The sequence below is a fragment of the Actinomadura sp. 9N215 genome, assembly GCF_044326345.1.
GTDB lineage: Bacteria > Actinomycetota > Actinomycetes > Streptosporangiales > Streptosporangiaceae > Spirillospora.
In genome coordinates this window covers 76,911-99,281 of sequence record NZ_JBIRBA010000005.1, presented here as the reverse complement: position 1 = coordinate 99,281, position 22,371 = coordinate 76,911, and the positions used below count along the sequence as shown (strand labels likewise).

The 22,371-nt window shown below is 73.7% G+C and carries 19 protein-coding genes and 1 tRNA gene; 10 read left to right on the top strand and 10 right to left on the bottom strand.

Annotated elements, in window-relative coordinates:
• Window positions 1-19: 19 nt before the first annotated feature.
• Entirely contained in the window at window positions 20-1,225 is a 1,206-nt protein-coding gene (locus ACH34T_RS10750; RefSeq protein ID WP_395991879.1) for a helix-turn-helix domain-containing protein, read from the bottom strand.
• Between the two features lie 126 nt (window positions 1,226-1,351).
• Here ACH34T_RS10750 and ACH34T_RS10745 point away from each other — a divergent pair, with 126 nt between their 5' ends.
• On the top strand, window positions 1,352-2,146 hold the full coding sequence (locus ACH34T_RS10745; protein WP_395991878.1) for a class II aldolase/adducin family protein: 795 nt from the start codon (window positions 1,352-1,354) through the stop codon (window positions 2,144-2,146).
• A gap of 4 nt (window positions 2,147-2,150) precedes the next feature.
• Here ACH34T_RS10745 and ACH34T_RS10740 read toward each other — a convergent pair whose 3' ends face one another.
• Together ACH34T_RS10740 and ACH34T_RS10735 are read right to left on the bottom strand one after the other, a co-directional pair.
• A complete protein-coding gene (locus tag ACH34T_RS10740; protein ID WP_395991877.1) occupies window positions 2,151-3,569 on the bottom strand; it encodes an ATP-binding protein in 1,419 nt (472 codons plus the stop codon).
• Window positions 3,566-5,212 (bottom strand): FAD-dependent oxidoreductase, encoded by a 1,647-nt coding sequence (locus ACH34T_RS10735; protein WP_395991876.1) that lies wholly within the window; start codon window positions 5,210-5,212, stop codon window positions 3,566-3,568. Before ACH34T_RS10735 ends, ACH34T_RS10740 begins: the two co-directional genes overlap by 4 nt.
• Window positions 5,213-5,310: 98 nt before the next feature.
• On the opposite strand from ACH34T_RS10735, the gene ACH34T_RS10730 reads away from it, so the two are divergent.
• Window positions 5,311-6,366 carry a Gfo/Idh/MocA family oxidoreductase gene (locus ACH34T_RS10730; protein WP_395991875.1) on the top strand — a complete coding sequence of 352 codons (1,056 nt, stop codon included), beginning with the start codon at window positions 5,311-5,313 and terminating at the stop codon, window positions 6,364-6,366.
• Between the two features lie 10 nt (window positions 6,367-6,376).
• Here ACH34T_RS10730 and ACH34T_RS10725 read toward each other — a convergent pair whose 3' ends face one another.
• The 7 genes from ACH34T_RS10725 to ACH34T_RS10695 form a co-directional block, all read right to left on the bottom strand.
• Window positions 6,377-7,408: a hypothetical protein gene (locus tag ACH34T_RS10725; RefSeq protein ID WP_395991874.1), complete on the bottom strand. Its 1,032-nt coding sequence runs from the start codon at window positions 7,406-7,408 to the stop codon at window positions 6,377-6,379.
• A gap of 168 nt (window positions 7,409-7,576) precedes the next feature.
• Complete coding sequence (locus ACH34T_RS10720; protein ID WP_395991873.1) at window positions 7,577-8,017, bottom strand: HNH endonuclease; 441 nt, start codon at window positions 8,015-8,017, stop codon at window positions 7,577-7,579.
• A 26-nt stretch (window positions 8,018-8,043) separates the two neighbouring features.
• Window positions 8,044-8,107 (bottom strand) — tRNA-Asn (locus ACH34T_RS10715).
• Between the two features lie 109 nt (window positions 8,108-8,216).
• Window positions 8,217-9,194, bottom strand: coding sequence for a GNAT family N-acetyltransferase (locus ACH34T_RS10710; RefSeq protein WP_395991872.1), 978 nt, complete (start codon window positions 9,192-9,194; stop codon window positions 8,217-8,219).
• Window positions 9,195-9,274: 80 nt separating this feature from the next.
• Complete coding sequence (meaB, locus tag ACH34T_RS10705; protein WP_395991871.1) at window positions 9,275-10,258, bottom strand: methylmalonyl Co-A mutase-associated GTPase MeaB; 984 nt, start codon at window positions 10,256-10,258, stop codon at window positions 9,275-9,277.
• Window positions 10,255-12,486 carry a methylmalonyl-CoA mutase gene (gene scpA / locus ACH34T_RS10700; protein ID WP_395991870.1) on the bottom strand — a complete coding sequence of 744 codons (2,232 nt, stop codon included), beginning with the start codon at window positions 12,484-12,486 and terminating at the stop codon, window positions 10,255-10,257. The genes meaB and scpA overlap by 4 nt, the downstream gene beginning before the upstream one ends.
• Window positions 12,483-14,342: a methylmalonyl-CoA mutase family protein gene (locus tag ACH34T_RS10695; RefSeq protein WP_395991869.1), complete on the bottom strand. Its 1,860-nt coding sequence runs from the start codon at window positions 14,340-14,342 to the stop codon at window positions 12,483-12,485. Before ACH34T_RS10695 ends, scpA begins: the two co-directional genes overlap by 4 nt.
• Window positions 14,343-14,456: 114 nt before the next feature.
• Between ACH34T_RS10695 and ACH34T_RS10690 the strand changes: the two genes are divergently transcribed.
• The 8 genes from ACH34T_RS10690 (at window position 14,457) to ACH34T_RS10655 (ending at window position 22,370) form a co-directional block, all read left to right on the top strand.
• Complete coding sequence (locus tag ACH34T_RS10690) at window positions 14,457-15,635, top strand: acyl-CoA dehydrogenase family protein (RefSeq protein WP_395991868.1); 1,179 nt, start codon at window positions 14,457-14,459, stop codon at window positions 15,633-15,635.
• A gap of 99 nt (window positions 15,636-15,734) precedes the next feature.
• On the top strand, window positions 15,735-15,944 hold the full coding sequence (locus ACH34T_RS10685; RefSeq protein WP_395991867.1) for an HGxxPAAW family protein: 210 nt from the start codon (window positions 15,735-15,737) through the stop codon (window positions 15,942-15,944).
• Window positions 15,945-16,146: 202 nt separating this feature from the next.
• Entirely contained in the window at window positions 16,147-17,235 is a 1,089-nt protein-coding gene (locus ACH34T_RS10680; RefSeq protein WP_395991866.1) for a glutamate--cysteine ligase, read from the top strand.
• 262 nt (window positions 17,236-17,497) lie between these two features.
• Window positions 17,498-18,445 carry an anti-sigma factor RsbA family regulatory protein gene (locus ACH34T_RS10675; protein WP_395991865.1) on the top strand — a complete coding sequence of 316 codons (948 nt, stop codon included), beginning with the start codon at window positions 17,498-17,500 and terminating at the stop codon, window positions 18,443-18,445.
• Window positions 18,446-18,567: 122 nt separating this feature from the next.
• On the top strand, window positions 18,568-19,011 hold the full coding sequence (locus tag ACH34T_RS10670) for a hypothetical protein (protein ID WP_395991864.1): 444 nt from the start codon (window positions 18,568-18,570) through the stop codon (window positions 19,009-19,011).
• A gap of 119 nt (window positions 19,012-19,130) precedes the next feature.
• Window positions 19,131-19,769: a GNAT family N-acetyltransferase gene (locus tag ACH34T_RS10665; RefSeq protein ID WP_395991863.1), complete on the top strand. Its 639-nt coding sequence runs from the start codon at window positions 19,131-19,133 to the stop codon at window positions 19,767-19,769.
• Between the two features lie 313 nt (window positions 19,770-20,082).
• The gene (locus tag ACH34T_RS10660; protein ID WP_395991862.1) at window positions 20,083-20,877 is read left to right on the top strand and encodes an SAM-dependent methyltransferase; all 795 of its coding nucleotides are present in this window, start codon (window positions 20,083-20,085) and stop codon (window positions 20,875-20,877) included.
• Window positions 20,878-21,074: 197 nt separating this feature from the next.
• Window positions 21,075-22,370 (top strand): acyltransferase family protein, encoded by a 1,296-nt coding sequence (locus ACH34T_RS10655; protein WP_395991861.1) that lies wholly within the window; start codon window positions 21,075-21,077, stop codon window positions 22,368-22,370.
• Window position 22,371: the final 1 nt, after the last annotated feature.

Below are 22,371 nucleotides of genomic sequence, written 5' to 3'. Positions count from 1 at the left end.
AACGTCCATCCAAACAGAATCACGGGAGCGGGCGGGCGAGCCAGCGGTGCAGGGCCCACCACCAGTGCGCGGCGCGGGACACCGCCGCCCCGCCGGACGGGTCCAGCAGCGGGCGCCCGGTCAGCTCCCGCAGCCGCCGGATCCGGTACTTGACCGTGTTGCCGTGGACGCGCAGCGCCGCCGCCGTCGGCTCGATCCGGCCGCCGTGGTCGAGGTAGGCGAGGCCTGTCTCGGCCAACTCGCGGTGGAAGGGGTCGTCCCGGTCGAGGCCGGACAGCAGCGCGCCCGCGAGCAGGCCGCCGAGCTCTGGCTCCGCCTCGGTGGCGGTGAGCAGCGCCAGGTCGGCGAGGTCCCGCATCCCGGTGAGCGCGGCGGCCGCGCCCGCGCGCAGCGCGCGCCGTCCCAGCTCGTACATCGGGGCGACCTCGCCGGGACGCGCGGGCGGGGCCGCCACCAGCAGCGGCTCGGGCCGTTCCGGGGGGTGTGGGGGGTCGTCCCTCCACAGGAGACCGGATACGGCGCGCGGCTCCGGAAGGCGGGCGACCAGCGCGGCCAGGCGCCCGTCGACCAGCCCGCACAGGCCGGGACCGGCCGCCGTCAGCTCGGCCTCCAGCCGCGCCGCCACCGCCGGGTCGCTGACGTCGGACACCACGCAGCGGTACGCACCGGACGGGTCGAGCGGCGCGAGCACCGGGACGGCCTCGCCGTGCAGGAGCTGCCGGAGCATCTGCACGCGGCCCTCCCGCATCGTGCGGGCCATTTCCAACTCGGCGACCCGGTGCGCGTGGACCATCCGGTGGACGAGCGCGGTGGTGATCTCGTCGATGCGGGTGACGCCGTCGAGGAGCGCCGCGTCCGGGACGCCCAGCCGGCGGCCCTCGGCGACGATCGCCCGGACGAGATGGGCGCGGCCCGCCTGGAAGCCGTCCAGGAACGCCTCGACCGGGACGCCCTGCCGTGCCCGGTCCGAGCCGAGCCGCTCCGCCGCGGCGAGGACGTCCCCGGCGGGCCCGCCGGGGTCCAGCGCGCCCGGTCCGCCGCCCTCCAGCGCGGCGAGCACGCCCCGCACGAGCGCCCGCGTGTGCCGCCTCGTCTCCTCCTCGGGCAGCGCCGCGACCAGCTCCGACCTGCCGCGGGCGGCGCGGACGGTCGCCTCCAGCAGCGCCGGGTCGTCGCCGTGCTCGATCAGCAGCCGCAGGAACCGGTCGCCGTCGGTGGGCTCCATCCCCCCATTCTGCGCCCGGGTTGTCCGATCTGGACAACCGGGCGTCCGGCGCTTGGATCGTCCCGGTCTAGCCGGAACGCCCGCGAATGGTGTTCGGTGGTGGCAGACGAGTCGAGGAGTACGCCGATGTCCGACGAGGACGAGTTCCTGGAGAAGCTGCCGACCGACCTGATCTTCAAGCTGCCGCCGGCGTTCGACGACGCCGAGGACGAGCGCCGCCACCGCAAGGAGCGCCTCGCCGCCGCGCTGCGCGTCTTCGGGAAGTTCGGCTTCGAGGAGGGCGTGGCCGGGCACATCACGGCCCGCGACCCGGAGCGGACCGACCACTTCTGGGTCAACCCGTTCGGCATGTCGTTCAAGCACATCAGGGTCAGCGACCTGATCCTGGTGAACCACGAGGGCAAGGTCGTCGAGGGCCGCTACCCCGTCAACGAGGCCGCGTTCGCGATCCACTCCCAGATCCACCAGGCCAGACCGGGCGTCGTCGCCGCCGCGCACAGCCACTCCACGTACGGGCGCGCGATCTCCGCGCTCGGCCAGAAGCTGGAGCCGATCACCCAGGACGTGTGCGCGTTCTACCAGGACCACGGCCTGTTCGACGACTACACCGGCGTCGTGACCGACCTGGAGGAGGGCAAGCGCATCGCCGCCGCGCTCGGCGGCGCCAAGGCCGTCATCCTGCGCAACCACGGGCTGCTCACGGTCGGCGACACCGTCGACGCCGCCGCCTGGTGGTTCATCACAATGGAGCGCTCGTGCCAGGTGCAGCTCCTCGCGAAGGCCGCCGGGCAGGTCGTCCCGATCGAGCACGACAACGCCGTCCTGACCCACGAGCAGATCGGCAACGACCTGGTCGGCTGGATCAACTACCAGCCGCTCTACGACCAGATCACCCGCGAGCAGCCCGACCTGTTCGACTAGCCCGCTAGTCCGCGTTCTCGTCGGTCGGCTCGGTGAGCGGCAGCAGCACCTGGAAGCGGGTGTCGCCGGGCAGCGACTCGACCCGGATGTCGCCACCGTGCCGGTTCGCAACGATGCGCCACGAGATGTCCAGGCCCAGGCCGGTGCCCTGCCCGACCGGCTTCGTGGTGAAGAACGGCGTGAAGATCCGGCCGAGGTTCTCCTCCGGGATGCCGGTCCCGGTGTCGCCGATCTCCACGAGGGCCTGGTCGTTCTCGCGCGCGGTCCGGATCGTGAGCGTGCCGGACCCCTGCATCGCGTACAGCGCGTTCACGATCATGTTCGTCCAGACCTGGTTCAGCTCCGCCGCGTAGACCGGGACGGGCGGCAGGCCGGGGTCGTAGTCGGTCTTCACCACCACGTCCTGGCCGATCTTGCGCTTGAGCATGGTGAGCGTGCTGTCGAGCAGTTCGCGCAGGTCGGCGCGCTGGTGCGCGGCGCGGTCGAGCTGGGAGTACTGGCGCGCCGAGTCGAGCAGGGCGGTGATCCGGCCCATCGCCTCGGAGATCTCCGCCTGGAGCTGCGCGACCTCCACCACCTCGGTGAGCCACCGCATCGCGCCCGGCAGGTGGTCGCCCGCCGCCGCCGCGACCTCCTCGGCCTGCTCGACGCCGATCCCGGCGGCGACCAGGCCGGGCGCGAGGTCCCAGGCGTCGCCGACGCCGTGCTCCTCCAGCCAGTCGCCCAGCTCGTCCTCGGCGTCGCTGACCTCCAGCGGGCTCCGCCTGGCCAACTGCGGCTGGAGCGCGGGACGCAGCGCGACCAGCGCGCTGAGATGCCTGCAGTCGACGCCCTGCGCCGCGAGGTCGGCGAGGCTCTTCTGCGCGCCGAGCAGCCGTTCGCCCAGCTCGGTGCTGGCCCGCGCCGCGGCGGCCGCCGGGTTGTTCAGCTCGTGGGTGAGCCCGGCGGTGATCGTGCCGAGCGCGGTGAGCCGCTCCCGCTGGTCGACGACCCGCCGGTTGTTGGTCATCCCGAAGAAGATGCCCTCCAGCAGGTGGGCGGCCATCGGGAACCACTTGCGGACGGACTTGCCGAACTTGCGGGCCGGCAGCACGAACATCCGGCAGTCCCGCACGGCCCGGAGCGAGTGCTGGTAGATCTGCTCGATCTTGTCGCCCAGGTACGCCTGGACGGCGCCGCCGTAGGTGCCGGGACGCGACGTCCGGGTCACCTCGACGATGTGGCCCCGGACGTTCGTGGACAGCACCATCTCGCCGTCCAGAAGCACGTACAGGAACTCGGCGGGTTCGCCCTGCGCGCAGATCACGCCGTCCGCGGGGATCACCTCGACCGTCCCGTGCTCCGTCAGCCAGGCCAGCTTGTCGTCGTCGAGGTCCTCGAAGAGGAACAGCTGCCGCAGCTCCTCCGGCGATGTGGTGCTCATGCCTGCTCCAGGTAACGATGGACGAGCGCGACGGCCATCGCGCCGTCGCCGACCGCGGACGCGACGCGCTTCATCGACTCCGCGCGGACGTCGCCCGCCGCGAACACGCCGGGGACGCTGGTCTCCAGGTGGTAGGGCTGGCGGACGAGCGGCCACCCGGCGGGCCTGCGCCCTCCGGCGACGAGGTCGGGGCCGGTCAGCACGTAGCCGCGCGGGTCGCGTTCGACGAAGCCGCCGAGCCAGTCCGTGCCGGGCTCGGCGCCGATGAACACGAACAGCCAGTGCGCGTCGATCGTCTTCTTCCCGCCAGGCCACGCGAACGTGAGGCGCTCCAGCCGGTCGGCGCCCTCCGCCGCGCAGACGGTCTTGCCGGTGTGGACCTCGATGTTCGGCGTCTCGGCGATCTGCTCGATCAGGTAGTGCGACATCGACCGCTCCAGCCCGTCGGCCCGGACGATGATGTGCACCTTCTTGGCGTACTTCGCGAGATGGACGGCGGCCTGCCCGGCGGAGTTCGCGCCGCCGACGACGGCGACCTCCTCGTCCGCGCAGGACGGCGCCTCGGTCAGCGCGGCGCCGTAGTAGACGCCGCGTCCGACGAAGTCGTCCACGCCCCCGGCGTTGAGGCGGCGGTAGGACACGCCGGTGGCGAGGATCACGGCGTGCGCGGCGATCTCCGTGCCGTCCGACAGCCGGGCGACGCGGGCCGTGCCGCGCGCCTCCAGCGCCGTGACCTCGCCCGCCTGGAGCAGCTCGGCGCCGAACCGGTCGGCCTGGCGGCGGGCCCGCTCGGCGAGCTGCGCCCCGGTCACCCCGTCGGGGAAGCCGAGGTAGTTCTCGATGCGGGAGCTCTGCCCGGCCTGGCCGCCGAGCGCGCGGCGCTCCACCACGACCGTGTTCAGGCCCTCCGACGCGCCGTACACGGCCGCGCCCAGCCCGGACGGCCCCCCGCCGACGACGATCAGGTCGTAGAACCCGGTGGACGGCGTCGTCGACAGGCCGATCGCGGACGCCAGCTCCGCGTCGGACGGGGCGCACAGCGTATTCCCGTCCGCGGTCACGATCAGCGGCAGCTCGGGCGAGCCCGCCGCGGCGACGAGCTCGGCGCCCTCCGGGTCGCCGTCCATCAGCCAGTGGTAGGGCACCTGGTGGCGGGCCAGGAAGTCGCGGACCTCGTAACATCGCGCCGACCAGCGGTGCCCGACGACGCGCAGCTCCCGCGGCGGACGGCGGTCGGTCCGCGCCCACGCGTCGAGCTGGGTGTCGATCACCGGGTAGAACTTCTCGTCCGGCGGGTCCCACGGCTTGAGCAGGTAGTGGTCGAGGTCGACGACGTTGATCGCGCGGATCGCGGCGTCGGTGTCGGCGTAGGCGGTGAGCAGGACGCGGCGTGCGTACGGGTACAGGTCCATGGCGTGTTCGAGGAACTCAACGCCGTTCATCTCGGGCATCCGGTAGTCGGCGAGCAGGACGGCGGTGTCCTCGCCGCGCAGCCGCAGCTCGCTCAGCGCGTCCAGGGCCTGCGGGCCGGACTCGGCGCGCACGATCCGGTACGACTCGGCGTACCTGCGCCGCAGGTCGCGGGCCACGGCCCGGGACACGCCCGGGTCGTCGTCGACCGTCAGAAGCACTGGCTTGGGCAACGGGCCCCCTCGTTCCTGGACATCCCTGCACGAAAGCCTACGTCGCCCCCCGTACCCCGGAGCCGGGCCGCCACCACGGCATCGGTCATGATCGAGGCATGGACCTGCGTGTTGCGCTGATCGGATACGGCACCGGCGGCTCGGTGTTCCACGCGCCGCTGATCTCGTCCGTCCCCGGAATGCGGCTCGCCGCGGTCGTCACCGGGAACCCGGAGCGGCAGGCGGCGGTGCGGGAGCGGTACCCGGACGCGGAGGTCGTGGACGGCGCCGACCGCCTCTGGGGCACGTCCGGCGAGTACGACCTGGTGGTGGTCACGACGCCGAACCGGCAGCACGTCCCGCTGGCCAGGACGGCGCTCACCGCGGGCCTCCCCGTCGTCCTGGACAAACCGGTCGCCGCCTCCGCCGCGGACGCCAGGTCGCTGGCCGCGCTGAGCGCCGTCCGGGGCCTGCCGGTGTTCCCGTTCCACAACCGGCGCTGGGACGGCGACTTCCAGACCGCGCGGCGGCTGATCGGCGCGGACGCGCTCGGCGGCGTCCTGCGCTTCGAGTCGCGCTTCGAGCGCTGGCGGCCCGAGGTCGGGAAGAGCTGGAAGGAGAGCACCGATCCGCGCGACGCGGGCGGCATCCTGTTCGATCTCGGCACGCACCTGATCGACCAGGCGGTCGCGCTGTTCGGGCGTCCCGCGACGGTGTACGCGGAGATCGACGCGCGGCGCCCCGGCGCGGCCGCGCCCGACGACGTGTTCGTGGCCCTGTCCCACCCCGGCGGCGTCCGCTCCCACCTGTGGATGAGCGCGGCGGCGGCGCAGCTCGGCCCGCGGTTTCGGGTGCTGGGCGGCCGCGCGTCGTACGTCGTGTCCGGGATGGACGTGCAGGAGGAGCAGCTCCGCACCGGCCTCACCCCGAAGGACCCCGGCTACGGGATGGCGCCGCCGGAGGCGTACGGCCTGCTCGGCACGCCGGGCGACGAGCGTCCCGAGCCCACCTCTCCGGGCGCCTACCAGGACTTCTACGCGTCCGTGGCCCGCGCCCTCGCCGACGGGACGCCCCCTCAGGTGACGCTGGCCGACGCGATCACCGGGCTTGAGGTCGTCGAGGCGGCCGCCCGCTCCGCCGCCGACCGCGCCGTCGTCGACCTCGACGATCAGTGACGCGGTCCCGTCAGAGGACGGAGACGTGGACGTGGTCGTAGTGGTTCGCGGTGATGCTGCCGCGGTCCTCCATCTGGCGCCAGCCGCCGCTGCCGCGCATGTCGTAGATGCGCTGCTTCCAGATGACGTACTTGATCCCGAGCCGGGACGCGTTGCTGATCACGTACTGGGCGACCTGGTCGCCGTGCGCCTGCGCGGACGCGCTCGGCATCTTCCCGCCGGTGCTCTCCATGAAGTCGCAGGCCCGGCCGGAGCCGTGGTCCTGCGGGTCGCCCGGACGGGAGCAGCCGATGGCGGGGAACGGTCCGAACCGCCCGTCGATCGCCAGCAGGGCGGTGCGCATCCGCGCGGTCATCGAGTTGCCGATGATCGAGGACTTGGAGCCGCTCACCCCGTCGGGGCGGCCCGCGGGGGCCTGGGTCCTGGTGACCTCGGGCTTGTACTTGGCGAGCAGCTTCCTGACGCGGGTGCGCTGGCTCTCCAGGTCCTTGATCTCCTTCTCGACCGCGTCCAGCTTCTTCGCGGCCGTCGCCTGCGACTGCGTCGCCCTGGCGTTCAGCGCCTGCAGCGCCTGGAGGCGGCGGCCGTTGTTGCGGCTGATGTGCTCGACGACGGCCGCGTCGTGGACGGCGGCGCCGGGCTCGGCGGCGGAGATGATCGGGACGACGCCGAGCCGCCCCGTCATGTAGGCGGTGGAGGCGAGCCGGGCGACGTCGGCGCGGGCGGCGTCGTACTCGCGGTCGGTCCGCGCGGCGTCGGCGGCGGCGCGCTCGGCGGCCTTCTTCGTCTCCTCAAGGGTGACGAGCTCGCCGCGGTACTCCTTCGACAGCTTGGCGGCGCGCTTCTGGAGTTCGGCGTACTTCTTCTTCGGGTCCTTCGGCGCCTGCGGGAGGCCCGCCGCGCTCCCGGACGCGGCCGGCAGCGCCACCGAGACGCCCACCGCGAGGACGAGCGCGGCGAGGCGCCGTGCGGCCGTCCGCCGTGCGCCCTTCCGCCGTGGGCCCGAACGGGCCGCCGTGCCGAGGGGGTCGAGGGCCGCCACAGATCACTCCCAGATAACAAAGCTCAAGATTGGCGGCACGCTACCACAATCGTCCAATTAGCCTCAGACGCTTACAGAAAACACATAGAGTGACATAAAGGCTACACGCGTAAGGGGCCGCACCACCGTGTCCGGCGGTGCGGCCCCAGGGTCGGGTGACGGGCCGGGTCACGGGCCGACGAGCTCGTCCCAGCGCGGGATCCGCGGCTCGGACAGCAGCCGCAGGCCCGCCTCGGCGACCGTGCGGTCGCCCTTGCGGTTGTTGCACCTACCGCAGGCCAGGACGGTGTTCTCCCACGTGTCGCCGCCGCCGCGCGACTGCGGGTGGACGTGGTCGATCGTGTTGCCGCGCCTGCCGCAGTAGCAGCAGCGGCCGCGGTCGCGCAGGTAGACGCCGCGCTTGCTCCACGGCGGGCGCCGTCCGTGCCGCCAGCGCATCGCGACGTACCGGACCAGCCGCAGGACGCGCGGCACCGGGAACCGGCCGAAGGTGCGGCCCTCCTCCGCCTCCTCGACGACCGCCACCTCGCGGACCAGCATCCGGATGGCGTGCCGCAGATCCACCTTCTGCAGTGGCTCGTACGACGCGTTCAGGACGAGCACGTTCACCGGGTCACCTCCCTAGCCCGTGCCGCTCCCCGCCAGGATTCGAACCTGGATATCCGCATTAACGGTGCGGCGTTCTTCCGTTGAACCACGAGGAAATGTTCCGGCAATTATCCGGCTTCCGGGCATTTCCCGGAAGCCTCCATAAGGGTGCCGACGCGGGGGCGCCCGGGGCAACGCATTTTCGGGCCGCGGCGCGGCGTCAGCGGGTGGGGAGGGCGTCCACGAAGGCCTGGTATTCCATGGACTCGCGCTCCATGCGGAAGCCGAGTTCCTCGTTGACGGCGAGCATGTGGGCGTTGTCGTCGGAGTTGTCGGTCTCGATCTCGCGGACCTCGGAGCGTTCCTCGGCCAGCCACCGCAGCATCGCCGCCTTCACCCAGATGCCGATCCGCCTGCCGCGATGCTCGGGCACGACGGCCGTGTCGTACTGGGCGGCGCGGCGGGCGTCGTCGTGCGGGACGACGACCTCGGTGAACCCGGCGACCACGTCGCCCGCCAGCGCGGCGACCGTGTACAGGTCGTCGCCGCGCTTGGCGACGACCTCCTCCGTCTCGCGGACGCGGTGGGCGTCCCAGGGCGTGCCGTCGACCTCGGCGAAGTCGGCCATGGCGTGCTTGGCGCGGGCCAGGGCGGACGCGTGCTCGTCCGGCACCACGCCCCGCCAGCGGACGAGCCGGTACCCGGCGGGCGCGGCCGCCAGCAGCCGCGCGAGCCGCTCCGGCGGGACGTCGTCGAGCCGCAGCAGCATGCCGCGCAGCGTCAGGACGCACTCGAAGCCGTGCGACTCCAGGAACGGGACGGCGGGCGTCCCCGCGAAGACCTGCGTGATCACGCTGGTGCGGCCGTCGGCGCGCAACCCGTCCGCGGCGGCGGCGAGGAGCGCCCCGCCGAGCCCGCGGCGGCGCAGCGGCGGCCGGACCTGGATGTCGATCTCGGCGGGACGCCCCGCGCCCGGCTCGCCGGGCAGCCGGACCGCGGCCACCCCGGCCAGCCGGCCGCCGTCGGCCGCCGCCCACAGCCGCCGCCGCGAGCCGGACTCGGGGCCGAGCAGTCGCGCGGTCTGCTCGGGGTCGGGGGCCGGGTCCCCGCCGGGGTCGGCGGCGTGGACGGCGGTGAGCACGTCGTGCCACTCCCGGATTTGCGCCTCCGTCGGATCATCGAGCGCGATGACGTCCATTCGACTGTTGTACCTGATCGCCGCACGGCGCGACCGGCCGCCCGGGGCAACGCGGGGGTTTCGGTCGGCGCGAACGAGGGTCAGCGGCCCCGCGAGAACGCCTCCATGATCCGTTCGGCGGCCAGGGCGGGGGTGAGGGCGCCCTCCGCGACCTCCTTCTCCAGCCCGGGCGCGAGCCTGCGGACCTCGGGGTGCGCGTGCAGCTCGCCGAGCAGCCGTTCGCGGACCATCGCCCACGTCCAGCCGACCTGCTGGCGGCGGCGCCGCTCCTCCAGCTCGCCGGACTCGCGGAGCCTGTCGTGGTGCTCGGCGAGCCTGCTCCACACCGCGTCAAGCCCGGTGCCCTCCTTGGCGCTGCAGGTCAGGACGGACGTGTCCCGGACGCGTTCGTCGCTGCGCAGCAGCCGCAGCGCGCCCGACAGCTCGCGGGCGGCGCGCTTGGCCTCCAGCTGGTGCTCGCCGTCTGCCTTGTTCACGGCGATGACGTCGGCCAGCTCCAGGACGCCCTTCTTGATGCCCTGGAGCTGGTCACCGGTGCGGGCGAGCGTCAGGAACAGGAACGTGTCGACCATCTCGGCGACGGTCGTCTCGGACTGCCCGACGCCGACCGTCTCGACGAGGACGACGTCGTACCCGGCGGCCTCCATGACGACCATCGCCTCGCGGGTGGCCTTGGCGACGCCGCCGAGCGTCCCGGCCGTCGGCGACGGGCGGATGAACGCGTCCGGGTCGACGGCGAGGCGCCGCATGCGGGTCTTGTCGCCGAGGATGCTGCCGCCCGTCCGCGTCGAGGACGGGTCGACGGCCAGCACCGCGACCTTGTGCCCGTCGCCGGTCAGCCGGGTGCCGAGCGCGTCGATGAACGTGGACTTGCCGACGCCGGGCACGCCGGTGATCCCGACGCGGCGGGCGTCCCCGGTGTGCGGGGTCAGCTCGACCAGCAGCTTCTGCGCCAGCTCCCGGTGGTCGGGACGGGTCGACTCGACGAGCGTGATCGCCCGCGCGATCCAGGCCCGCGACCCGTCCCGCACCCCGGCCGCGTAGTCGTCCAGGCCCGGCTTCACTGCTCTCCGTGGCCGAGTCTCGTGGTCAGGTCGGTCAGCAGGCCGGCAGCCGCGTCCGCGAGGACGGTGCCCGGCCCGAAGATCGCGGCGGCGCCGGCGGCGCGCAGCTCGTCGAAGTCCTGGGGCGGGACGACCCCGCCGACGACGATCATGATGTCGTCGCGGCCCAGCGCGGCCAGCTCGGCGCGCAGCGCGGGCACCAGCGTGAGGTGCCCGGCGGCGAGCGAGTTGACGCCGACGATGTGCACGTCGGCCTCCACCGCCTGCCGCGCGACCTCCGCCGGCGTCTGGAACAGCGGGCCGACGTCGACGTCGAAGCCGAGGTCGGCGAAGCCGGTCGCGATCACCTTCTGGCCGCGGTCGTGGCCGTCCTGGCCCATCTTGGCGACGAGGATGCGGGGGCGGCGGCCCTCGGCGTCCTCGAACGCGGCCGCCGCGGCGCGCGCCTGCTCGATGGCGCTCACCCGCCCCGCCTCTTCCCGGTACACACCGGAGATCGTACGGATCTGCGCGGCGTGCCGCCCGTAGGCCTTCTCCAGCGCGTCCGAGATCTCGCCGACGGTGGCCTTGGCGCGGGCGGCGTCGATGGCGAGGGCCAGGAGGTTCCGCTCCAGGCCGGCCTCGCGGGTGCCGTTCTCGGCGGCGCCGGCGGCGCGGGTCAGGGCGTCCAGCGCGGCCAGCGTCACGGGCTCGTCGCGCTCCTCGCGGAGCCGCCGCAGCTTGTCGATCTGCTGCGCGCGGACGGACGCGTTGTCGACCTTGAGGACGTCGACCTCGTCCACGGCGTCCGGGCGGTACTTGTTGACGCCGATCACGGGCTGCCGACCCGAGTCGATGCGGGCCTGCGTGCGGGCCGCGGCCTCCTCGATGCGCAGCTTCGGCAGGCCCTCGTCGATCGCCTTCGCCATTCCTCCGGCCTGCTCGACCTCGGTGATGTGGCCCCAGGCGCGGCGGGCGAGGTCGTAGGTGAGCCGCTCGACGTAGGCGCTGCCGCCCCACGGGTCGATGGTGCGGGTCGTCCCGGACTCCTGCTGCAGGACGAGCTGCGTGTTCCGCGCGATCCGGGCGGAGAAGTCGGTCGGGAGGGCGAGGGCCTCGTCCAGCGCGTTGGTGTGCAGCGACTGCGTGTGCCCCTGCGTGGCGGCCATCGCCTCGATACAGGTGCGGGCGACGTTGTTGTAGACGTCCTGCGCCGTGAGCGACCAGCCGGACGTCTGGCAGTGCGTCCGCAGCGACAGCGACTTCGGGTTCTTCGGGTCGAATCCCTTCACGAGCCTCGCCCACAGCAGGCGGGCGGCGCGGAGCTTGGCGACCTCCATGAAGAAGTTCATCCCGATCGCCCAGAAGAACGACAGGCGGGGCGCGAACGCGTCGACGTCCAGGCCCGCGTCGCGCCCGGCGCGGATGTACTCGACGCCGTCGGCGAGGGTGTAGGCGAGCTCCAGGTCGGCCGTCGCCCCGGCCTCCTGGATGTGGTAGCCGGAGATCGAGATGGAGTTGTACTTCGGCATCCGCCGCGACGTGAACGCGAAGATGTCGGAGATGATCCGCATGGACGGCCGCGGCGGGTAGATGTAGGTGTTGCGGACCATGAACTCCTTGAGGATGTCGTTCTGGATCGTCCCGGCGAGCGCCTCCGGCTCCACCCCCTGCTCGCCGGCGGCGGCGATGTAGAGCGCCAGGACGGGCAGGACGGCCCCGTTCATGGTCATCGACACGCTCATCCTGTCCAGCGGGATGCCGTCGAAGAGCTGCCGCATGTCGTAGATCGAGTCGATCGCGACGCCCGCCATCCCGACGTCGCCGGCGACGCGCGGGTGGTCGGAGTCGTAGCCGCGGTGCGTGGCCAGGTCGAACGCGACCGACAGCCCCTTCTGCCCGGCCGCGAGGTTGCGGCGGTAGAACGCGTTGGACTCCTCGGCGGTGGAGAACCCGGCGTACTGCCGGATCGTCCACGGCTGCGTCGCGTACATCGCCGGGTACGGGCCGCGCAGGAAGGGCGCGATGCCCGGATAGGTGTCGAGGAAGTCGAGCCCGGCCCCGTCCTCGCCGGTGTACAGGTCGTCGCCGGTGTAGAGGGGCTTGACGCCGATGCCCTCGGGCGTGTCCCAGGTCTGGGCGCCGGGGTCCTGGCCGGTGGCGTCCGCGACGGCGGCGCGCCAGCGCTTGGCGGCCTCGTCCGCGGGGGGCGCGGGCCCGAGCTCGATCTCGCTGAAGTCGGGGATCATTCGTTCACTCCCAGATCGCGGAGGGCGGTCTCCAGCACCTCGATCGCGTCGCATCCCGCGTACACGCCGGCCGTGACATCTGCGGGGACGCCCTCATAGGTACCTCTACCCGCGAGCCAGATCTTCACAGCACCCGCGTCGCGGAGAACCCGCGCCGCGTCCGCGGCCCGCTCCTCGTACACCCTGTCGCTGGAGCAGAGGCAGGCGACGGCCGTGCCGGACGCCGCGAACTCCTCGGGCGGGCCGGTGACCGTCTCGATCCCTCCCGCCTGGAACAGGTTGGCGGCGAACGACGCCCGCGCCGTGTGGACGGCGACCGGCCCGAGCGTGGCAAGGAACACCCTCGGACGGGCACCGGTCGTCTCGGCGTGGGCGTCGGAGCGGTCGCGAAGGGCCTCGAAGTCCTGCGCGTAGGTCACGACGGGCAGGCGGGCCCGCGAGGTGAAGTGCTCATAGGCGCCGGGCCGTTCCGGGGCGGCCTCCCGCTCCGGGAGGGTCTCGGCGAGGTTGGGGAACTCGCTGACGCCGGTGAGCGGGGCCTTGCGCCGGGCGATGTCCTCGCGGCGGCGCGCCCAGGTCGCGGCGATCCGGTCGGCGACGAGGCCCGATTCGAGCGCGGCGGAGAGGCCGCCCGCCTTCTCGATCCCGGTGAACCAGGCCCAGGCCGCGCGGGCGATGCCCTCGGTGAGGCTCTCCGCGTACCAGGACCCGCCGGCCGGGTCGACGACGCGGGCGAGGCTCGCCTCCTCCAGCAGCAGGGTCTGGGTGTTGCGGGCGATGCGGCGCGCGAACCCATCAGGCAAGCCGAGCGGGGCGTCGAAAGGCCGGACGGTGACCGCGTCCGCGCCGCCCACCCCGGCGGCGAACGCGGCGACGGTGGTGCGGAGCATGTTCACCCACGGGTCGCGCCGCGTCATCATCGCCGCCGACGTCACCGCGTGGATCCGCGCGGACGTCCCCTCGGCGGCGCCGCTGACCTCGGCGACCCGCGCCCACAGGCGGCGGAGGGCGCGGAGCTTGGCGATCGAGGCGAACTGGTCGGCGCCGACGGCGAGGCGGAACTCGATCTGCCCGAACGCCTCGTCCACGCTCAGCCCGGCGCCGGTGAGGGCGCGCAGATAGGCGACGCCCGCGGCGACCGCCGCGCCCAGTTCCTCCGCGTCGGAGCCGCCCGCGTCGTGGTACGGGGTGCCGTCGGCGACGACGGCGCGCAGCTTCGGGAACTCCCGGACGCACCGGACGGCCAGCGCCGCCGCCTCGTCCAGGGAGCCGGGCGTCCCGGTGCGGGCGGCCAGCCCGAGCGGGTCGGCGCCGAGGGTGCCGGACGCGTCCGCCGCGTTCCCGCGCTCGACGACGAGGGAAAGGAACGCGTCCGCGGCCTCGGCGGTCCCCGTCCCCGCGTCGAGCGCGACGGGCGCGAGGTCGAGCAGGACGCCGCGCAGCACCTCGGCCAGCGCGCCGACGGGCGGGCTTCCGCCGCCGAGCCGCAGCCAGACGGACGTGGCGCCGTTCTCCAGGTCGGCGAGGATCGCCTCGCGGGTGACCGCCGGGTCGGGGTGCGCGTGCTGCTGGCGGACGTCCCAGCCCGCGATGCCCTCGCCGCCGGGCCGCACCTCGCGGACGTACGGGGCGAGCCCGGGCCGTCCCGGCGGGGCGTCGTCGCGGGTGTAGAGCGCCGCGATCGGCACCCCGTCGTAGGACTCACGGGTCAGCAGGCCCTCGATCTCGTCGAGCGGGGTGTCCTCGGCCGCCGCGCCGGACTTGCGCAGGACCCCCTTCACCAGCTCCCGCCACCGGTCCCGGTCGGCCGGGGGGAATACGGCGGCGAGTTCGAGCTCCTCTGGCGGCACCGTCATGTCCTGGATCGTAGGCGAGCGGCCGAACGCGGCTCTAAAGCGGGTCCCGCTGACCAGAAGACGCCCCGCGCGCGCTTCCCGGTTAGCGGTGCGGCGCCCGGGAAGGACCAGGCCATGGCCCTCGACGCGCTCCCCGGCGACCTCTACCACATGCAGGAGCTCCTCGACGAGCGCGAGAAGGAGATCGTGGGGCGGGTGCGGGACTTCCTGGAGTCGAAGGTCGCGCCGATCGCGAACGACTGCTGGGCGCGGGCCGAGTTCCCGTTCGACCTGATCCCGCAGTACGGGGAGCTCGGCATCGCCGGGCTCGCCCACGACGAGTGCCCTGGCGAGAAGCCGAGCAGCCTGCTGACCGGGTTCCTCGCGATGGACATGGCGCGGGTGGACCCGTCCATGGCCACGTTCTTCGGCGTCCACGCCGGGCTGGCGATGGGCAGCATCGGCCGGTGCGGGTCCCCGGAGCAGCGCGAGCGCTGGCTGCCCGCGATGGGACGGATGGAGAAGATCGGCGCGTTCGCGCTCACCGAGCCGGAGGGCGGGTCGGACGTCGCGCTCGGCCTGCGCACCACCGCCCGCCGCGACGGGGACCACTGGGTGCTGAACGGCGCCAAGCGCTGGATCGGGAACGCGACGTTCGCCGACCACACCGTCGTCTGGGCCAGGGACGAGGCCGACGACCAGGTCAAGGGCTTCGTCGTCGCCAAGGGCACGCCCGGGTTCACCGCCACCCGCATCGAGAACAAGATCGCCCTGCGGACCGTGCAGAACGCCGACATCACCCTCGCCGACTGCCGCGTCCCGGAGGCCGACCGGCTCGCCGGGGCGAACACGTTCAAGGACACCGCCGCCATCCTGCGCCGGACGCGCAGCGGCGTCGCCTGGCAGGCCGTCGGCGTCATGCTCGCCGCCTACGAGATCGCCCGCGACTACGCGGTGGAGCGCGAGCAGTTCGGACGGCCGATCGCCAGGTTCCAGCTCGTCCAGGACCTGCTGGTCAGGATGCTCGGGAACGCGACGGCCTCGCTCGGCATGGTGGTGCGGCTCGCCCAGCTCCAGGACGACGGCCTGTACCGCGACGAGCACTCGGCGCTGGCCAAGGCGTACTGCACCACCCGCATGCGCGAGGCGGTCGGCTGGGCGCGGGAACTGATGGCGGGCAACGGGATCGTCCTCGACTACGACATCGGCCGGTTCGTCGCCGACGCCGAGGCGCTCTACTCCTACGAGGGCACCCGGGAGATCAACACGCTGATCGTCGGGCGCGCGGCGACGGGGCACGGCGCGTTCGTCTGACCCCGGAAGGCCCCATGGCGAGGGCCGTTGCTAGAGTTCGGGCGTCGCTAGAGTTCGGGCGTCGAGGCCCCAACGGATCCCGCAGAGGAAGACCAACGCATGTCGACTGGCAGCCACGCCGGGCGCCCGAAGTCCTGGGTCGCGGTGACCATCATCTTCGTCGGTTTCATCGTCGGCGGCGTGGGCCTCGTCATGGGACCCGACTGGATCGTGTTCGGGGCTGGCGTCGCGGTGACCGTGATCGGCGGCATCGTCGCGCTCGCCGTCGACATCATGACCGACGTCGTCGTCGACGAGCCGCGCCAGTGACGCCCGCCGGCAACGCCCGCCAGTAGTGCCGCGCCCGTAACGGCGCGCAGGTACAACAACGCTGGTCAGACGGGTCAAAAGAGCTTCAAGGACATCCCGTGCGGCGGGTTAGCGCCCGTCCGGCAGATGCGAACCGGACGGCGGCCACGTACGGTCGAAGGGAAGCGGCCGCCTGCGTCTCCCCCGAGCCCGAGGTGGTGGGATGGCCCTGCGATTCGGCATCGAGGAAGAGTACTTCGTCGTCGATCCGGTCTCCCGGGAGGTCGTCCCGCGCGCCGCCGCCGTCGTGCGGCGGGCCGCGGCAGAGCTGGGCGAGCGCGCCTCCACCGAGCTGGTCGACTTCCTCGCCGAGGCCAAGACCGCGCCGTGCGACGACCTCGACAAGCTCGGCGAGCAGATCCGCGCGATGCGGGCGGCGATGGCGTCCGCGGCGGCGGCCGAGGGCGTCCGGCTCGCCGCGACCGGGACGCCCGTGCTCGGCGACCTCTTCCCCGCCCCGATCGGCGCGGGCGCCCGCTACGCCGAGAGCCGCGCGACCTACCGGGGCCTGGACGACGAGCAGAGCATCTGCTCGTGCCACGTCCACGTCGAGATGCCCGACCGGGAGCGCGCGGTCCAGGTGAGCAACCATCTGCGGCCGTGGCTGCCGACGCTGCTGGCGCTGGCGGCGAACTCGCCGTACTGGGCGGGGCGCGACACCGGCCACGCCTGCTGGCGGGTGATGGCGTGGGCGCGGTGGCCGGTCGCGGGCCCGCCGCCGTTCTTCGAGTCGTCCGCCCACTACGAGGACGTCGTCGCGACGCTGCTCGGCTGCGGCGCGCTGATGGACACCGGCACGATCTTCTGGGACGTGCGCCCGTCGGCGCGGCTGCCGACCGTGGAGATCCGGCTCGGCGACGTCGCCCCGACCGCCGCGGACGCGGCCGTGTTCGCCGCGCTGATCCGGGCGCTGGTGCAGGTGTCGGCCGCCGCGGTGGACGCGGGCCAGCGGGCGCCCGACCCGCCGCAGGAGCTGCTGCGCGCCGCGTACTGGCTGGCCGCGCGGGACGGCCTGGCCGGGAAGGGCGTGGACGTGCGCACGGGCCGCCCCGCCGGGTTCCGGGAGCAGGCCGGCGACCTGCTGGCGCACGTCCTGCCCGCGCTGCGCGACAACGGCGACCTCGGGGCCGTCACGCGCGGCGTGCGCCGCCTGCTCACCGGCGGGACGGGCGCGGAGCGCCAGCGCGGCGCCTACCGGCGGCGCGGCCGGCTGACCGACGTGGTCGACGCCGCGATCCTGCACGACCGCTGAGCCCTCCGGAGCCGGCACGGCGGGAGCGATTCGACGGCGCGCGGAAGCGCTTTCAGCACTCGAAACCAGGATTTTACGGATTTCGCCTGTTTTTCGGAGGTCATGCGCGGGTAATCGTCACGTTGACCAGAGTTCGACGAAGCGACCCATCCGACCCCGGGGGACGCGGCGCACGGGTCGCCTCGCACGAGCGGCTCACGGCGCGTACCCTCGACCCGATGCACGTGCATTCCACCGCCGCCCCGAACGGAGTGACCGCGCGATGAGCCCAGGGCCCGGGGGGCCGGGCACGACACCGCGCGACTCGTTCGTCCACCCTGCCCTCTTCTACCGCGACGACGAGGAGTACCTCGCGGGCACCGTGCCGTTCATCCGGGCGGGCCGCGAGGCGGGCGAGCCCGTCGCCGTCGCGGTGCCGGGCGACCGGCTGCGCACGCTGCGCGACGCGGTGGGCCGGGCGGCCGAGGACGTGTCCTGGCTGGACATGTCCGAGGCGGGACGCAACCCGGGCCGCATCATCCCCGGCGTGCTGCGCGACTTCGCCGACCGGCACGAGGCCGGACGGGTGCGGATCATCGGCGAGCCGGTGTGGCCGGGCCGCTCCGCCACCGAGTACCCCGCCTGCGCCCAGCACGAGGCGCTGATCAACCTGGCGTTCGAGGGGCGCGGCGTGTCGATCCTGTGCCCCTACGACGTGAGCGGCCTGGACGACGTCGCGATCGCCGACGCCCGCGCCACCCACCCCGTCCTGATCGACCAGCACGGCGAGCACGTCAGCGGCGACTACGCGCCCGACCGCGTCATCAGCGCCTACAACCGGCCGCTGCCGGAGCCGTCCGCCGCGGTCGCGATGAGCTTCGACCTCGACGCGCTGCCCCTCGTCCGGGAGTTCGTCACCCGGTGGGCGGCGCGCCTCGGCCTCGGCCCGCGCGCGGTCGGCGACCTGGAGCTGGCCGCCAACGAGCTGGCCGCCAACTCGTGCCTGCACGGCGGCGGGGCGGGCACGGCGCGGCTGTGGTCGGAGGACGGCCAGGTCGTCTGCGAGGTCCGCGACGCCGGGACGATCACCGACCCGCTGGCCGGGCGGCGCCCCGCCGACATGAGCCCGGACGGCGGCCGCGGCATCCTGATGGTCAACCATCTCGCCGACCTCGTCCGGATGCACACCGGCCCGGACGGCACCGCCGTCCGCGTCTACATGCGTCACTGACCTCCGTTCCGACGGGCCGACCGGACGCCCCGGATGCCGAGACTTGACCCGCCCGCCCGGTGTAGCGCGCGGATGACGGGAATGAACCACTGCGCCCGATCTTCCGACATCGATGAGGAACGATGCGATTTCTGGCTCGTGCGCACCAGATGCCCGCCAGGCTCAGCGTGGGGGCGTTCGTCGTGAACTCGGGGCTGTCGAAGCTCAAGGGCGGGGACGAGGCGGCCGAGCAGACCCACGGCACGGCCAAGGCCGCCTACCCGTTCCTGGAGTCCCAGGATCCGCGGGACTTCACCCGCATGCTCGGCACCGCGGAGGTGGCGCTCGGCACCGCGCTGATGGTGCCGCTGGTGCCGTCGCTCCTCGCGGGCGCCGCGCTCACGGCGTTCGCGGGCGGGCTGACCGGCCTGTACCTGCGGCTGCCCGGCATGCGGGAGCCCGGCGGGCTGCGCCCCACCCAGCAGGGCATTCCGCTGGCCAAGGACTTCTGGCTCCTCGGCATCGGGTCCGCCCTCGTCCTGGAGGAGCTCGGGCAGGCCCGCGCCGGGCGCCGCGGGCGCCGCTGAGCGGGGCCCGGCGTGGTCCAGGATCCATGACATGATCGGGGGTCCTTGACGGGACCATGGGTGGACCGTGAAGATCGGCGCGTCCCTCAGGAGGCCGTGTCCATGACAGAGCCGTGTCCATGACAGACAAGCCCCAGCCGTCGCCGCCCGCCGTCCGCGAGGCTGCGGCGCCCGACGCCGCAGAGATCGCGGCGCTCCTCGGGCGCGCGTTCGACGACGACCCGGTCTGGCGGTGGCTGCTGCCGGACGACGCGTCCCGCGTCCGGCGGCTGACGGGGCTGTTCGAGCTCATGCTGCGCCAGGTGCATCTCCCGCACGGCGGCACGGAGCTCGCGGGACGCGACGGGCGCACGGAGGCGGCGGCGCTGTGGGACCCGCCCGGCCAGTGGCGCGTGCCGCTCCGCATGCAGGTGGCGCAGGCCGTGCCGCTGCTGCGGGTCCTCGGCGCGCGGACGCCGACCTCGCTGCGCACGCTCGGCGCGATCGAGAAGCACCATCCCCGCGAGCCGCACTGGTACCTGGCGGTGCTCGGCACCGATCCGCCCGCGCAGGGCAACGGCCTCGGCGGGGCGCTGCTGCGGTCCCGGCTCGACCACTGCGACGCCGAGGGCGTCCCCGCCTACCTGGAGAGCTCGAAAGAGGACAACGTGCCGTACTACGAGCGGTTCGGGTTCGCGGTGACGCGGGAACTGGGGCTGCCGGGCAGGGGAGCCCCGCCGGTCTGGCTCATGTGGCGCGCCCCGGGGCGGGGGTCCTGATCGAGTCCGACAACGATTCGGCGAGGCGGTTAAGTCCGTGTCATGGCCGGAAGCGGCCATTTGGCCGAACGGGTCGCGCGGCGGTGATGCGGTCGGCGACCGTCCGCTCGCCCGCCGCGTTCCTGATCATCGTCACCCGCGGCGCCGGAACCGGCCGGAGGCCGCCAAACGCGGCTGTCCCGATGCGGCCATGCCGCGGGCGCCTTTCGGGCGGGCCGCGCGGCGCCTCAACCTTCCGGCGACCTCCGCGGCCTACCGTCGAGGGTGAGCCACGCCCCCGCGCCCCTCTTCGTGAAGGCGACAGGTGAAGCGAATGACGACGGTCGGCACACGGGTGCCGGAGACGCGGCTCGCCCTGGACAGGCCGGGCCCGGCGCGCGTCCAGGACTACCTCCTCGGCGGCAAGGACAACTACGCCGCCGACCGCGAGCTCGGCGACCGGCTCCTGAAGGTCCTGCCGCAGGCGGCGGACGCGGTCCGCGCCGCCCGCGAGTTCCTCGCCGGCGCCGTCCGGCTCGTCGCGGGCCGCGGCGTCCGGCAGTTCGTCGACCTCGGCTGCGGGCTGCCCACGGCCGGCAACCTGCACGAGTTAGCCGCCCGGCACGTCCATGGCACCCGCATCGTCTACGTCGACAACGACCCGCTCGTCATCGCGCACGCCCGCGCGCTCCTCATGGACGGCGGGAACATCGCGGCCCTGCGCGCCGACCTCCGCGACCCCGGCTCGATCCTGGACAGCCCGGAGGTGCGCCGCCTCATCGACCCGGCCGAGCCGGTCGCGCTGGTGTTCTCCTCCGTCCTGCACTTCCTGCCCGGCGCGGCCGACCTCGTCGCCGCCCTGGCGGCCCCGGCCGCGCCCGGCAGCGCCCTGCTCGTCTCGCACGTCACCGCCGACTTCGCGCCCGTCGCGATCACCGAGGCCGCGCGGCTCTACCTGGAGGCGAGCGACGTCCCGCTGATCCCGCGCGGCGCCGTCGAGGTCGCGCGGCTGCTCGGGCCGTTCCGGGCGGTCTCCCCCGGGGTCGTCCCGCTCACCGCCGGGGCGCTCGGCGGGACGTACCGCGCGGGCCACGAGCCGATCATGTACGGCGCGGTCGGGCTGCGCTGACCCGTCCCGGAGTTGTGGAGTTGGTCACACCGGCCGCCGGTGCGGAGCGACGTCGCCAAGGTCACCGCGGCCCTGTTCCACCGGTCGCGCGGGTCCCCCGCGGCCATCACGCTGAGTCAGCCGCCGGTGCACCGAGTTAACTGAAATGTCACTCACCGGTTGGAGAACGCGAGCGCGCCGCCCCTAGGGTGGCCCGAATGCCGACGAACACCCTGACTCCGCCGCAAACGCAGATCGGCTCCCGTCCGGAGAAGGCGCCCCGCCTGGACTGGCTGGACGCCCTGCGTGGCCTCGCGGCGCTGGTGGTGGTGTTCGAGCACTCCCTCGACGTGCTCCTGCCCGAGGTGCGCGGCGCGGCGAGCCCGTGGTTCGACTTCGGCCGGTACGGGGTGTTCGTGTTCTTCCTCGTCAGCGGGTACGTCGTGCCGTTCTCGCTGGAGCGGCGCGGGAGCGTCCGGCGGTTCTGGGCCGGGCGGTTCTTCCGGCTGTACCCCGCCTGGTGCGTGTCGATGCTGCTGGCGCTTCTGCTCGGCGCGGCCGGGATGTCGTACGGGCTGCCCGCCGCGCTCGGGGAGCGTCCGTGGGCGTCCGCGCTCGCGCACATGACGATGCTGCAGGACCTCCTGGGCGTGCCCAACGCCGTCAACGTCTACTGGACGCTCTCCTACGAGATGGTCTTCTATCTGCTCGTGACGGCGATGTTCGTCGCGGGCGTGCACCGCTCCAGCGCGCGGGTCGCGCTGGGGTTCGGCGTGGGCGCCGCGATCCTCGGCGTCGCGCTGCCGTCGAGCCTGCTGGCGTCCCGGTGGCCGGGCGGGACGATCCTCGCCGCCGCGCTGTTCCTGGCCGGCGGGCTCGCGGCGATGGTCAGCCGCCGGCGCGCCATCCGCCGGACGGGGGTCGCGGTCGTGGCGGCGCTGGCGCTCGGGCTGCTCGTCCTCGACAGCCGCATCGGCGCCATCGAGAGCCTCTGCATCATCGCGACGATGTTCGCCGGGACGGCCGTCCGCGGCATCCAGGAGGGGCGGCTGCGCGCCTGGCCCGCCGTCACGATGGTCGCGGTCGTCCCCGCGTTCTCGCTGGTCGCGGGCATGCGCACCCCGACGTCCCTGGCCGTGAACGCCAACCCGAACCCGCTCGGCGTCGACTGGTCCGTCGCGGTGGGGGCCGCGTGGCTGACGTTCCTCGCCGGGCTCGCGCTGCGGCACCGTCCGATGCCCCGCGCGCTGGTGTGGTCGGGGCTCGTCAGCTACTCGCTGTACCTGCTGCATCCGCTGGTCATCCAGGCGATCTGGCACGCCGCGGGACGCGACCCCGGCGCCCTTCCCGGCCCGATCCGGATGATGTGGGGGGTGGTGCTGGTCACGACCGTCCTCGGCTCCGCGGCGCTGGCGCACCGCTACGTCGAGCGTCCCGCCCAGCGGCTCGGACGGCGCGTGACGGCGCGGCGTCGTCCCCGGACGGGCCATGACGGCGTGCGCGTCCTCGCCTGAG